This window comes from Phycicoccus mangrovi (assembly GCF_018729305.1).
Taxonomy (GTDB): Bacteria; Actinomycetota; Actinomycetes; order Actinomycetales; family Dermatophilaceae; genus Phycicoccus; species Phycicoccus jejuensis.
Genome location: NZ_JAHHWP010000007.1, coordinates 113,272 through 126,199, shown reverse-complemented (window position 1 = coordinate 126,199; position 12,928 = coordinate 113,272). Strand labels below are relative to the sequence as shown.

General features: G+C 67.8%; 9 protein-coding genes, 1 pseudogene and 1 riboswitch. Of the genes and pseudogenes, 6 read left to right on the top strand and 4 right to left on the bottom strand.

Annotation, left to right across the window (positions count from 1 at the left end):
- Positions 1-9: 9 nt before the first annotated feature.
- The 4 genes and pseudogenes from brxL to KMZ30_RS04740 all read left to right on the top strand — a co-directional run.
- Positions 10-1,406 (top strand): annotated as a pseudogene (gene brxL / locus KMZ30_RS22615) (BREX system Lon protease-like protein BrxL); the annotation flags it as partial.
- A gap of 60 nt (positions 1,407-1,466) precedes the next feature.
- On the top strand, positions 1,467-2,168 hold the full coding sequence (locus KMZ30_RS22610; RefSeq protein WP_226905167.1) for an MIT C-terminal domain-containing protein: 702 nt from the start codon (positions 1,467-1,469) through the stop codon (positions 2,166-2,168).
- Entirely contained in the window at positions 2,155-4,371 is a 2,217-nt protein-coding gene (locus KMZ30_RS04745) for a GTPase (RefSeq protein ID WP_308284303.1), read from the top strand. Before KMZ30_RS22610 ends, KMZ30_RS04745 begins: the two co-directional genes overlap by 14 nt.
- Positions 4,368-6,095 carry a GTPase domain-containing protein gene (locus KMZ30_RS04740; protein ID WP_215519871.1) on the top strand — a complete coding sequence of 576 codons (1,728 nt, stop codon included), beginning with the start codon at positions 4,368-4,370 and terminating at the stop codon, positions 6,093-6,095. The genes KMZ30_RS04745 and KMZ30_RS04740 overlap by 4 nt, the downstream gene beginning before the upstream one ends.
- A 434-nt stretch (positions 6,096-6,529) precedes the next feature.
- Here the strand turns inward: KMZ30_RS04740 and KMZ30_RS04735 are convergent, their stop codons facing one another.
- Positions 6,530-6,889, bottom strand: coding sequence for a cyclic-phosphate processing receiver domain-containing protein (locus KMZ30_RS04735; RefSeq protein ID WP_215519870.1), 360 nt, complete (start codon positions 6,887-6,889; stop codon positions 6,530-6,532).
- Entirely contained in the window at positions 6,886-7,125 is a 240-nt protein-coding gene (locus tag KMZ30_RS04730; RefSeq protein ID WP_215519869.1) for a hypothetical protein, read from the bottom strand. The genes KMZ30_RS04735 and KMZ30_RS04730 overlap by 4 nt, the downstream gene beginning before the upstream one ends.
- Before the next feature lie 50 nt (positions 7,126-7,175).
- Positions 7,176-7,276: riboswitch (SAM riboswitch) on the bottom strand.
- Positions 7,277-7,382: 106 nt separating this feature from the next.
- Here KMZ30_RS04730 and KMZ30_RS04725 point away from each other — a divergent pair.
- Positions 7,383-8,711 (top strand): NERD domain-containing protein, encoded by a 1,329-nt coding sequence (locus KMZ30_RS04725; RefSeq protein WP_215519868.1) that lies wholly within the window; start codon positions 7,383-7,385, stop codon positions 8,709-8,711.
- Between the two features lie 10 nt (positions 8,712-8,721).
- Here the strand turns inward: KMZ30_RS04725 and KMZ30_RS04720 are convergent, their stop codons facing one another.
- A complete protein-coding gene (locus KMZ30_RS04720) occupies positions 8,722-9,696 on the bottom strand; it encodes a hypothetical protein (protein ID WP_215519867.1) in 975 nt (324 codons plus the stop codon).
- A 198-nt stretch (positions 9,697-9,894) separates the two neighbouring features.
- Between KMZ30_RS04720 and KMZ30_RS04715 the strand changes: the two genes are divergently transcribed.
- Complete coding sequence (locus KMZ30_RS04715; RefSeq protein WP_215519866.1) at positions 9,895-11,808, top strand: pectate lyase-like domain-containing protein; 1,914 nt, start codon at positions 9,895-9,897, stop codon at positions 11,806-11,808.
- A 53-nt stretch (positions 11,809-11,861) separates the two neighbouring features.
- Here KMZ30_RS04715 and KMZ30_RS04710 read toward each other — a convergent pair whose 3' ends face one another.
- On the bottom strand, positions 11,862-12,905 hold the full coding sequence (locus KMZ30_RS04710) for a LacI family DNA-binding transcriptional regulator (RefSeq protein ID WP_215511430.1): 1,044 nt from the start codon (positions 12,903-12,905) through the stop codon (positions 11,862-11,864).
- Positions 12,906-12,928 lie beyond the last annotated feature (23 nt).

Sequence of the window (12,928 nt, the reverse complement as noted above, 5' to 3'; positions counted from 1 at the left end):
GTTCCTCCGATGACCGAACAGACCGACCTTGCCGAGGTCGTCGACGATTTCCCGGACGGCGTCGATGACGCGCCAACTTCCGCAGGTCCGCCTGTGAAGTCGCCGCTCGATCAGAAGATCAATGACGTCTTCGGCGGTGCAGTCGTACGCAAGGACTTGGTCAAGGCCGTCAAGGGCAACGCCATCGTGCCCTCGTTCGTCCTGGAGTACCTCCTGGGCCAGTACGCAGCGTCCGACGACGAGGCGACGATTCAGTCCGGCATCGAGAGCGTTCGCAAGATCCTCGCGGACCACTACGTCCACCGAAACCAGGCCGAGCTGATCAAGTCGAACATCCGTGAGAAGGGCCGCTACCGCGTCATCGACAAACTGCAGGTCCAGCTCAACGAGAAGGACGACACATACGAGGCGGAGTTCGCCAACCTCGGCATCAAGCAGGTCCTCGTGTCGCCAGCGACAATCAAGGCTCACCCGAAGCTTCTGGTCGGTGGCGTGTGGTGCATCTGTGACATCGAGTACCAGCACAGCGACAACGCTCGCGTCGTTCCGTGGATTCTCGGCTCGATCAAGCCCATCCAGCTCTCCAATTTCGACTTCGATGGGTACGTCAGCTCACGTCGGGAGTTCACGACTGACGAGTGGATCGACCTGCTGATCCAGTCCATCGGCTTCAACCCCGAATTGTTTGGACGCCGAGCCAAGCTCATCCAGCTCGTGCGGTTGATCCCGTTCGTTGAGCGCAACTACAACCTCGTCGAGCTCGGCCCCAAGGGAACCGGAAGTCGCACATCTTCTCGGAGTTCTCGCCCCACGGCATGCTGATCTCGGGCGGCGAGGTCACGGTCCCCAAGTTGTTCGTCAACAACGCCAATGGCCGCATCGGACTCGTCGGCTACTGGGACGTCGTCGCCTTCGACGAGTTCGCGGGCAAGAAGAAGCGCACGGACAAGGCGCTTGTCGACATCATGAAGAACTACATGGCGAACAAGTCGTTCAGCCGCGGCGTCGAGACCTTGGGCGCTGAGGCGTCGATGGTCTTCGTTGGCAACACGTCGCACAACGTTCCTTACATGCTCAAGCACTCGGATCTGTTCGACGAACTCCCGGAGAGCTACCACGACTCGGCGTACCTCGACCGTCTGCACTTCTACATCCCCGGCTGGGAAGTCGACACGATCCGCAGCGAGATGTTCTCCGACGGCTACGGGTTCGTCGTCGACTACATCGCCGAAGTCCTGAAGTCGATGCGTGACGCCGACTACTCGGACCGCTACCAGCAGCACTTCACACTCGGGTCTGACATCTCCACCCGCGATCGCGACGGCATCCACAAGACCTTCTCCGGCCTCATGAAGATCATCTACCCCCACGGCGAGGCGACGAAGGAGCAGATCGAGGAGATCCTCCGATTCGCAGTCGAAGGCCGCAAGCGCGTCAAGGACCAGATTCTGCGAATCGACTCCACGATGGCGGAGGTCAAGTTCGGATACTCCGACAGGGCCGGCGACTGGCGCGGTGTCACGACGCTTGAGGAGGACGAGTACCCGACGTACTACCACCACCGCTCCGGTGTCGGCGCTGACACCGACGAGTCAGCCACCAGCACGACACCCGGCGCCATCGCAGAGGCCGCGCCCGCTGTGGAGACCGAGCCAAAGCGCGAGCCGCTCTTCGAGGGGCATCGCGAGTTCCAGGAGAACCAACGCGGTGTCTCGTACGAGACCTTGCTGCTGCCCTATCTGCGCGGTGCCACCGAGATCACGGTCGTCGACCCCTACATCCGCCAGTTCCACCAGGCTCGAAACCTCATGGAACTGATCGAGGCCCTCGCGCCTGTGAAGGACCCGGCGGATGAGGTGAAGGTCTTCCTCATCACCAGCGAGAACACCGACGGCCCCGAGAAGCTCCAGAAGCAGATGGAGTTCCTGCTACGCGTGAAGCAGGCCGCGGCGGTCGCCGGCGTCACCCTCGACGTGAAGTTCGACGACACCATCCACGACCGTTCCATCGTCGCTAACTCCGGCTGGCGCATCAACCTTGGCCGGGGCCTCGACATCTTCCAGTACGTCGCCAACGACGCCTTCGACCTGGCGGCGAAGCTGCAGCAGTATCGACAGGTCAAGTCCTTCAGCGTGACGTACATCCGCGAGGGAGATGGCAACCTATGACCAAGTTCCGCACGCGTCAACTCGCGCGCGGAACTCGGGCTCGATGCCGCCCGCGCGGAGCCACCACTCATCCTCCCGCTGGCGCCCCAACCGTGCCGACATGAGCCACCGCGCTGATCAAGGCGACTTGCGCCCTGCTAGCGGCCGGTCCAGACATGATTGGTGGCCTGAGGCCAGGGGCCTGTTCTTCGGACCCGAACCAGAGGCCGACGACCCGATGACCGCGCACACCAAGGCGGTGGCGTCCTGTCGCGCCGCCTTGATTGAGGCACATCGGTTGTCGCATGACGCCGTCTTCGCGGACCCTACCGCGAAGGCTTTCGGGGGCCCCATTGCTTCGGCACGGATCGCGGATGCTCCTCCAAGCTCGCGCCCGATGCGAGTGGTGCTAATGGGCCGAACGATGGCAGGCAAGAGCACTCTTCTTGCGGCACTCACCGGAGGCTCTGCGGAGCGGATCGGAGTCGGTGCTCAGCGGACTTCGCGAGACGTCCTCGCTGCACCAGCGCTCGACCTTGGCGAGGTCGAAATCGTCGACACGCCGGGAGTGGGCGCCAAGGACGGCGCCGAGGACGTTGCCTTGGCCATGGCCGAGGTCTCCGGCGCGGATCTGGTGCTGTGGGTCGCGAGCAACGACTCCTTCCAAGAAGAGACCGCACAAGCACTGCGTGCGGTGGCGTTCCGCGGGAAGCCGGTGGTGGTGGCCCTGAACTGCCGTGCGGCTCTCGCCGATGAGTTGGACCGCGAAGACTTCCTGGAGGACCCTGACTCGGTCTACGACCAGCATCAGGGGCACTTCACGACGATCCGTTCTCATCTCGTCGCGGCGGGTGTCCGCCCCGTGGCCGAGGTCATGCTTCACGCCGAAGCGGCCCGCCAGGCAAGGTCCGACGGGCAGTTTGGCCGCGACCTCAGGTGCGCAAGCCGGGTTGCGGACCTGCTCGCAGTGCTGGAGCGAGAGAGCGCGGATCGCCGCATAGCCCGACGTGTGCTTCGCGAGGCAGACGAAGTGCGTGCGCAGGCCCACACCTTGACGGAGGGGCTTGCTGACGTCGAGACACAGCTCCGAGTGAGCATCCACCTCGGTCGAGGCATGCGCGAGGACCAGGAGCGGCGAAGCGCTCGCCTAGTTGCGGCCTGTCGGCAGAGGATGGAGGACGACGTCGTCCGCCTCGTGGGTGAGAAGAGGGCCTGGCATCAGAAGGTCACTGACTTCGGCCCTCAGGTCTCCGAGAAGTGGGAACAAGAACAGGCATCACTCATCTCCTCTCTCAACGTGGCATTGGAGGAGCGGCTCACCGAGCTGTCGCGAGCCATCAGCGATGCAAATCTCGCGGCGCAGCGCGAATGGTCGACCGCAGCCCGAACGAACCTGAAGGTCAACGGCCTCAGCGACTTCAGAGAACTCTGGAAGCGCAGGGCGGCCGGGATCCTGATTGGGGGCGGCGGCGCACTCGCGGCTGCAGCCGTTGGCTTCGCCATCGGGGGACCGGTGGGGGGAGCTGTAGGCGCCGTTGCCTCGCTGGTCATCACGCCCCTGCGCAAGAAGGTCCAGTCGATGTTCAAGAGCAAGGCAAAGCTGCTCGAGGAGAACCGGGAACTCCTGAGAACCAAGGTCGGAGAGGTGCTCGACGCCTTCGAGGCCCAGATGTTGACCGAGGTGGTCACGACGGTTGAACGCATCAGTGGTGAGATCGCCGAGGCCTTCCGGCCGCGGGAACAGGCCGAGACCGCAGCATCGCGGGTGGCGGACGTGCTCGCTTCACAACAACAGGCGGTCAGCGCCGCAATCGCCTCTCTGGACCGCGAGACGATGGCCTGCCTCCTGCAAGCCGACGGACGGAACCGCTTGGCGGCATCCGTGACCAAGGTGACCCGGCTCGGTGGCGTCTGCATGGCGGTCGAGGTGACGGACGACGCCCTGATGGAGGCTTGGCTGTTCCCTCCTGCGTCGCCCGAGGCCCTGGCGTTCGGTCGCGCACCGACAGCGCAGCTTCCCGGGGCGTTCGCCAGCTCCTACGTGCTCGGCCTGACCGAAGAGGTCCCAACGTCGAACCGCAGCCGTGCCGACCGCACTGAGGTTGCCACCAGTGCTCAGGTGCCGCAGCAGGTGCTTGCCGCGTGGTCAGCGACACTGTCCGACCACCTGAGGTCCCAGGTACAGATCATCCACTCGACAGTGCATAGGAGCGCTTCCGCATGACCGACCTTCTGTTCCACGCTGCCCCGGCCGCAGCACGCGACCTTGCCGGGCGGCTGAATGAGTTGCTTGGCACGTTGCCCGCGGGAGAGGCATCGAGGCTTCGGGGAATGCTCGTCGTCGCCACGCACGAAAGGCCCCGGATGGTTCTCACGGGCCAGTACAGCAGTGGCAAGTCGACTTTGATCAAAGCGCTCACGGACGAGGCCGCTGAAGTCGTGATCGACTCGGCCGTTGCCACCGACAGTGTCAACGTCTTCGACTGGAACGGACTCGTGGACCTAGTCGACACGCCAGGCGTGCAGGCTGGACTGGAAGAGCATGACGAGCTGGCTGAGGAGGCTTTGCGTGCCGCCGATCTGGTGCTGTTCACAGTCACGGTCGACCTGTTCGACGACCGCTTGGTGAGGCACCTTCGGCACGTCACCGAGGATCTACGAAAGGCGCCGCAACTACTCGTGGTGATCACCAAGTGCCGGAGCCTTGTCGCGGCCGACGGCGTACGGAGTGCCGCTGTCCATGAGGCCCTGGGTGCCTTCGCCGATCAGGTGCCGTGGGTCGAGTGTGACGCAAAGACCTACCTAGATGGACTCCATGAGAATGAGTCGTCGCGGGCCGTGCGTCGCGTAGAGGCCTCGAGGATTGCCGAGGTCAAGGACACCATCAACCGGATAGCGCAGGAACGAGGCGACCTTGCCCGTTTTCGCGTGCCCCTGCAGCAGGTAGCCCTCGTTGCTGGAGAGGCTCTCGCTGTGCTTACCGACGACGAGGACGAGGAGGCCGCGTTGACCGTGCTTGCACGACAGCGCGGCGCACTCACCAACCGCCGAGGCCTGCTCGACTCGGCCCTGGAGCGGCAAGGCGTTGAATTCCGCAGTGCCTGCATTCTGGCAGCCGAGCGCCTGGCGGATGCTGCGGAGTCCATTGAGGACTCGCCGAGCCCCGACTGGTCGAAGCTCGATACCGCCTCCGCGACTCTCAACGACGAGTTGAACTCCGCAAACGATCGGTTCATCCAGGGGGTCCGCGCAGTTCTGGACTCCCAACTCGCGGATTTCACCTCCGAGATCCGGGAGATCGAGGCGTCGCCTTATGCGCACCAGCTGCAGGCGCTGGATGTCCACGCTGACGTCGACGCAGAGTATGTACCGATCGACACCGACGTGCTGCGTAGGGGGGCACCCAAGCAACGACGTGTCCCAGCCTGGGCTCCCAAGACCGCGGAGCACCTGAAGAAGTTCCAACAGGCGTGGGGGGCGGGCGACGGCGTCAAGCAAGCGGCAGGCAGCAGCGGCCACCAGATTGTCTACAACGTAGGCAAGCAGATCGGCATCAAGTTCAAGCCGTACCAAGCCGTGCGTTGGGCCAACAACATCGGCAAAGTCGCGAGGGCCGGAAGCGTGGTGTTGCCGGTGGCCTTGGAGGTATACGCGGTCGTTGCGGAGGAGCGGCAAGAGGAGGCAGCAGCGAAAGAGAAGATGCGGCGCCGTAACGCGCTCATCGGTGGGGTGCTTGCGCAGTGCGACGACATCACGAGAGCCACGCTGAACAAGGTCCGCGCTGAGCTGGAAGCCGAGTTCGGCGCGGCGCTCCGAGAGATCGACGAGGTCAACCAAGCCATGCGCGACAGCCAGGCCTTCCGATCGGATCTGCAGCGCGACATCTGCCAGATCCAAGTTGAGGCTGAGACGATGCTCGATCGGCTCGCGACACCAGGGCCGAATTGATCGGTGAAGCCCTCAGGTGCAAAGACCCGGTTCTGGCTTCGCGACATCATCACAACACGAGAGGGCTGAGACCGGGTGCTGACTACTGAGACCCGAAGCCCCTTGCCCTGAAGCAGACATGGGTGCTCGATGAGGAGAGAGCGTGGGGCCCCGCCCACGTCTCAGCCGCCGTTGGGTCTAGCTCGGTCGGTGTCTCCATGGTGCCGGTGCTGCGAGGCAGACCCGTCGGCCCGGGTCCACGGGCGCTTCGAGGCGGTCCCACGCCTCGATGACTGTGAGGAGAGTGCGAACCTGGCGGTAGGCCTCCCAGGACTCCGCGACGGCGTCCTGCGAGCAGCCCCGCTCCACCAAGCGAGGGAGCGTCATGACGACGACGTCGAGGTCGTCGATGAGGGTCCTCAGCCCGTCGCGCGGCGGGATGGTGTTGTGCCGGGTCATGCTGTCCACTGGTGCCTCCACATCCCGGCGACGAAGAAGCGTCGAGATGGGTAGCAGGCGGCGAGCAGCTCAGCGTTGACGCGTTGCCCCGCAAGGACGTTCACGCTGTGCACGTAGATGCGTCCGACCGGAGACCGCTTGCCGGCGGCCGCCCGCGCCACGAGGTGGTCGACGAGCGGCTGGACGGTGCCGTCGGCGACCAGATCGTGGCCGAGCCAGAGCTCGTCGACGAACCGGCCGTCCAAGGCCCGGAGCAACGCCAGCGCCTCGGCCGAGGTGCGGGCGAGGAGCGACTCTCGGCCGTCGCGGAACACGCGCACGTCGTCGACGAGGACGCGCAGCACCGAGCCGCTCATCGGCCGCCCCCAGCGGCCTGCCAGGAGTCGGGGGAGTGGCCCCGGCGGGTCAGCGCTCGACGCCCTTCCGCCAGATGCTTCGAGCGCCACCACCGTCCGCGAGCCGTCGGGTGGTGCCGCATCTCGTGGTCGAGGAAGCGGAGGTGCTCGACGAGATCGGCCGTCGGCAGCGCGTCGAGCGCGTCAGCCGTCCAGCCGGTCGGCAGCTGGGCGGGGTGGTGGGGGTTGCCGGACACGGGCACGGTGGCTCCTCGGGGTCACACGGACCCCTCGGCCTGACCGTGGAGATCCGCTGTTGTCATCGGATGACCAGCTCGTCACCTGGGGCACCCCCGCGGTGGGGGTTGCCGGACAGCAAGCCAGGGCTTGTCGCTGCCTCTCGGGAGCTGTGACCAATGTAGCGGAGGGCGCCGACAGGGATGAACGGTTCGTCTGAACACCTGCGAGCCAACGGTTCTGGCTGCGACGATTCCCCGGTCGAGGGGAGACCGGCGTGGCCGTCGAGGGGTGGAGCGCGGACCAACGCGCTGCGGATCTGCGTGCGCGCGGCAAGGCGTCGGCCGGTGCGTGGGCCGCAGGGGCAGAGGGTGAGCGGCGGGTCGCTGCTGCGCTCTCGATGCTCCCGCCGGACTGGTTGGTGCTGCATGACAGGTTGCTCATGCCGGGCCTCGCCGACTCCAACATCGACCATCTCGTGGTGGGAGCCGCGGGCGTGGTCCTCGTCGACGCAAAGAACTGGGCCGGCCACCTGAGCGAGTGGCAGGGCAGCGTCTTCCAGCACTCCTTCGCGGCCGACGGCCCGCGTCGTCATCGACCTCGGGACCGGGAGTTCGCCGTCGTCCGGTCCATGGCCATCGAAGTCGCCCGACGCGTCGGCGTCACCGTCACCGCTGTCATCGCGCTCGCCGGGGCGCGTGCCGCCGAGTTCGGCGAGCCGCGTGTCGTCCACGGTGTCTGGGTCGTACCCGTCGACCGCCTCGCGTCCTGGCTCCGACGACGGCCGGAGATGGTGATCGACGACCGCGCCCGCCTGGATGTCCAGCTCCGCACGGAGTTCCCCTCGACCACGACGGATCCCGCGCTCCTCTTGGCCATCGGGCGTGAGCTGCGGGACCCGCATCGCGTCCACCCGTCCGGTGTGCGTACAGCAGCGCACGACTCTGTTAAGAGACGGCCGGCCCCGAGGAGGACCGCAGCACACACCGTCAGCAGGCGTCCGGCGAGGCGGGCTCCTCGCCGATCACACGAGCGGGGCAGAGCCTTCCTCGGCCTCGTGAGGTGCGGTCTTGTCTGGTGGGCCGCCGCGAATGGTGCACTCGCCTCCGTGGTCTCTGCGGTGTCGTCACGCCTCGCCGCTACCGCTCCGTCAGCGGCGACGACGCCCGTCGACCGACTCGCGTGCTCCGACGTCGACCTGAAGGATCTCCCACTCGACGGGGGTCCGCGTCTCACGCCCAAAGCCCGCAGCATGGGCTGTGAGTGGTCGATGAAGACCGAAGGGCGCGACGTGATGGTCATGCGGATGATCGAGCACACCGGCGCGACGGAGCGATCGCATCCGATGTTCGTCCGGGCGCGCAAGTCCGGCCGAGCAGAGGTCGTCGACACCGTCGGAGAGGTCGGCAGGACGGTGGGCGTCTGGGCCGTCGCCGGGACGAGGGTGGGTCCCGGCCAGAAGTCGGCCGTCACGACACGGAGCATGAGCGTCCAGGTGTCGTACGAAGCGATGGGACTCAGCCTGAAGCAGGGCACCTCGCTGGCACGGGCGGTCGCCGCTCGTGCCAGTGCGCAGCACGAGCCGGTGCCGACGACGTCGCGCTGAGTGGCAGGAGTCAGACGGGCCGGAGCCGAGGTGGTCCGTCCGGATCGTCGGGTCGGGGCCAACGCGCAGGTTCCCAGCCGAACTCTCCGCCGAGGTCCTCGGCGAACGGAGTGCGCCAGCAGAGGTGGCCCATGGCGAGGATCAGGTACTGGTCGTCGGACATCCCGTAGTGGCGAGCGCGCCGGGTGATCTCGCCGTGCAGGGCCTCGGGCATCCCCGAGATGGAGAAGCTGACGTTGTCGCCTCCGCTCCACGCCGACACGTCCCGGAGGTGGTGGTCCTGCTCGCACTGTCGCACGGCGACGTAGAGCAGCTCGTCGAGGGGCAGGGTGGGACGACGCAGGAGCGCAGGGTCCTCGACGAGCGCGGTGGCGACAGCGGTCGTGAGGTCGTAGAGGCGTTCGGCGAGGTCCTCCTCCGTCCACCAGGTGGCTGTCCGGTAGTGCCGGCTCAGCGACCGGCGCACCCGGCCTTCCTCAGCGGCGCTCACCTGGGCGCCGTCGACCACGGCGGCGACCTCGACGCGGCCTCCGATGACCGTGAGCGACACGAGCGACCCGGGCGCAACCGCAGGCAGCCACCCGGTCGGCCCGACGATCGTCTCGTGGCCGAAGGACCCGCGGGAGAGGGGCTCGCCCGAGGTCAGGAAGAGTCCTTCGCGGTCCATCCACGCGATGAGCGGGGCCAGGGCGAGTGATGCCCACAAGTCACGTCGCATCCCGTCGCACGCGGCCATGCGCACCGTGAACACGGACCCCTCGAGCAGGTCGATCAGCCGGATCACCGAACCGTCGGGGCAGCCGACCAAGAGCGGGGTGCGCTCGCCGATCATCTCGACGAGCCGAGCATCGACGACGCGTAGATTGAAGCGGCGCCGCATGCGGCGCGCCACCTCGTCCGCCGGTAACGGGCCGTCGGCGAGGGCCTGCAGGGCCGAGTCGAGCAGCTCGGCATCGGTGGGTTCGAGTGGCACCGGCTCGGGCATCTGGGGTCCTTCCCTCGTCGTCGCCGGCCACTATGACTCGGTCGGCCGCTCGGTCTGCGAGGTTTTCCACAGGGTCGGGCCCGGCCCCCGTCGAACCCTCGCCCTCTGCGGTTGTCGGGGGAGCGGGGGTGTGGTTGGGTACGCCTTAGAGAGCGCTCTCTCACCGACGAGCGAGCCCCGGCGCGAACGGACTGCGACATGACCTCACCCCCGCCCGCGAGGACCACCCGAGCCACCCGCCGCGCCGTCGCCGGCGTCGTGACCGGCCTCCTCGCCCTCACCGGCACGGCCGCCCAGCTGGCGCCCGCCTCCGCGGCGCCGGCCAAGCCGAAGCCGCCGGCCCCGAGCCTCGACCTCGGCAGCAAGGTGCTCGTCCTCGACCCGAGCATGGCCACGGCCGACATCAAGGCCGCCGTCGACACGATCAGCAACGCCCAGACCGACGACGAGATGGGCACCGGCCGCTGGAGCATCCTCTTCAAGCCCGGCACCTACGGCACCGCCACCGAGCCGCTGCAGCTCAAGGTCGGCTACAACACCGAGGTCGCCGGCCTCGGCGCGAGCCCTGACGACGTGCACGTCATCGGCAAGATCGAGGTCTACAACCGTTGCCTCGACGACGGCGGCACGAGCAACTGCATCGCGCTCAACAACTTCTGGCGCACCCTCAGCAACCTGACGATCGACGTCAACGGCACCGGCCAGGACGGCTGCCGTCAGTCGGCGAACTTCTGGGCCGTCAGCCAGGCCGTCTCGATGCGCCGCGTCGCCGTCAAGGGCGGCAACCTCAGCCTGATGGACTACTGCACCGCCGGACCGCAGTACGCCAGCGGCGGGTTCATCGCCGACACCTCCGCCGAGACGGTCATCAACGGCTCGCAGCAGCAGTGGCTGACCCGCAACAGCACGGTGGGCAGCTGGAGCAACGGCGTCTGGAACCAGGTCTTCGCCGGCGTCGAGGGCGCCCCCGACGACAGCGCCTTCCCGAACCCGCCGTACACGACGCTCGAAAAGACGCCGGTCAGCCGCGAGAAGCCGTACCTCTTCATGGACGGCACCCGCTGGGCCGTGCGCGTGCCGTCGGCGCAGACCGACACCCGCGGCCGCAGCTGGGCCAACGGCCTGACGCCCGGAAAGACGCTGCCGCTCAGCGCCTTCCACGTCGCGAAGCCCGGCGAGTCGGTCAAGGACATCAACAAGGCGCTCGCCAAGGGCCAGCACCTGCTGCTCACCCCCGGCATCTACGACGTCGACCGCAGCATCGAGGTCAAGCGCCCCGGCACGGTCGTCCTCGGGATGGGCCACGCCACCCTCACCGCGCAGAAGGGTGCGACGCCGCTCGAGGTCGCCGACGGGGCCGGCACCGTCATCGCCGGCGTCACCATCGACGCGGGAACCAAGCTGTCGCGCAACCTCCTCCACGTCGACGACCACGACAAGGGCAAGGGCGGCGACCGCTCCGGCCGCGGCTCGAGCGCCCAGGACCCGCTGACCCTCAGCGACGTCTACTTCCGCGTCGGCGGACCACACATCGGCAAGGTCAAGGTCGCGCTGCAGATCGACGCCGACCACGTCCTCGTCGACCACACCTGGGTGTGGCGCGCCGACCACGGCGTCGAGGACTTCAGCGGCGGCTTCCTCGGTGACGACGAGCGCTGGGCCGTCAACACAGGCACCAACGGCCTGATCGTCAACGGCGACGACGTCACCGCGACCGGCCTGTTCGTCGAGCACTTCCAGCAGCACAACACGATCTGGAACGGCGAGCGGGGACGGACCGTCCTCTACCAGAACGAGCTTCCCTACGACCCGCCCACGCAGGCCGACTGGACCCAGCGCGACGGCACCCTCGGCTACGCCGGCTACGTCGTCTCCCCGAAGGTCCGCACCCACGAGCTCTGGGGCGGCGGGTCGTACGTCTACAACCGCAACAACGCGTCGATCGTCACCGAGCACGGCTTCCAGGTGCCGACCACCCCGGGCGTGCGGCTGCACCACCTGCTGACCGTCAACCTCGGCGCCGGCACCACCCGCCACGTCGTCAACGACGTCGGTAGCCAGGTCGACGACAGCAACACCGGCACCCCGGCGTACGTCAGCGAGTACCCGTGAGCCGCACCGCCTGAGCCCGGACCCGTCCGCGGCAGCGCCGAGCAGGTTCCCGCTCAGGCGCTGTCGCGGACGACCAGTTCCACGCCCAGCACGACCGACCCGGATGCCTCGACAGCTGCCAGCTCCGGCAGCGGGTCGGGCACCGGCCGGCCGAGGCGCTGGAGCAGCAGCTGCGCCATCAGGCGCCCCTGGGTCTCGGTGCGCTGGCGCACGGTCGTCAGCGGGGGAGCGGCCACCGCGGCGACGTCGGCGTCGTCGAAGCCGATGACCCCCACGTCGCCCGGCACGGAGCGCCCGGCATCCCGTAGCGCCGTCAGCGCGCCGAGGGCCATCAGGTCGTTGGCGACGAAGAGGCCGTCGACGTCCGGGCGGCGCTGCAGCAGAACGGATGTCGCCAGCGCCCCGCCCGTGGTCGTGAAGTCGCCGATCTCGACGAGCTCCTCGTCGAACGCCTCGCCCAGTGCCTCGCGGAACCCGGCGAGCCGGTCCGTCCCGGCCGTCATGTCCTGCGGACCGGCGACGGTCGCGATGCACCGCCGGCCGCTCCCCAGCAGGTGACGCGCGGCCAGCCGTCCGCCTTCGACGTTGTCGTGGTCGACGTGCCCGACGCCGGGGTGCTCGGCCACCGGCCGGCCGCCGGCGACGACCGTGATGCCACAGCCCTCGACGAGCCCGACGACGTCGTGGTCGCCGTGCTCGGAGATGACGAGCGCACCGTCGACGTGCCCGCCGCGCAGGAAGCCGGCGAGCCGGTCGAGGTCCTCGTCGGTCTGCACCATCGAGAGCACCATGTGCAGCCCGGAGCGCGCCAGCTCCTGGCTCGCGCCGCGCGCGACGGCGGCGAAGAACGGGTCCCCGAAGACGCGGCTCGTCGCCTCGGCCGCGACGAGCGTGACGGCGTCGGCGCGGCGCGTCATCAGTGCTCGCGCAGCGGGGTTGGGGACGTAGCCGAGCTCGTCGACGGCGGCGCGGACGCGCTCGGCCATCGCCTCCTCGACCGTCGGGGAGCCGTTGACCACCCGCGACACCGTGGCCCGCGAGACGCCGGCGCGGGCGGCGACCTGCTCGAGGGTGGGCCGCTGGCGGGCGGGCATCATCCGGTGCACGCCCACACGGTAGC

Excerpts from the sequence above, each read along its gene's own strand:
- KMZ30_RS22610 (WP_226905167.1), top strand. The coding sequence starts at position 1,467 with ATGGCGGAGGTCAAGTTCGGATACTCCGACAGGGCCGGCGACTGGCGC.
- KMZ30_RS04745 (WP_308284303.1), top strand. The coding sequence starts at position 2,155 with ATGGCAACCTATGACCAAGTTCCGCACGCGTCAACTCGCGCGCGGAAC.
- KMZ30_RS04740 (WP_215519871.1), top strand. The coding sequence starts at position 4,368 with ATGACCGACCTTCTGTTCCACGCTGCCCCGGCCGCAGCACGCGACCTT.
- KMZ30_RS04735 (WP_215519870.1), bottom strand. The coding sequence starts at position 6,889 with ATGAGCGGCTCGGTGCTGCGCGTCCTCGTCGACGACGTGCGCGTGTTC.
- KMZ30_RS04720 (WP_215519867.1), bottom strand. The coding sequence starts at position 9,696 with ATGCCCGAGCCGGTGCCACTCGAACCCACCGATGCCGAGCTGCTCGAC.
- KMZ30_RS04715 (WP_215519866.1), top strand. The coding sequence starts at position 9,895 with ATGACCTCACCCCCGCCCGCGAGGACCACCCGAGCCACCCGCCGCGCC.
- KMZ30_RS04710 (WP_215511430.1), bottom strand. The coding sequence starts at position 12,905 with ATGATGCCCGCCCGCCAGCGGCCCACCCTCGAGCAGGTCGCCGCCCGC.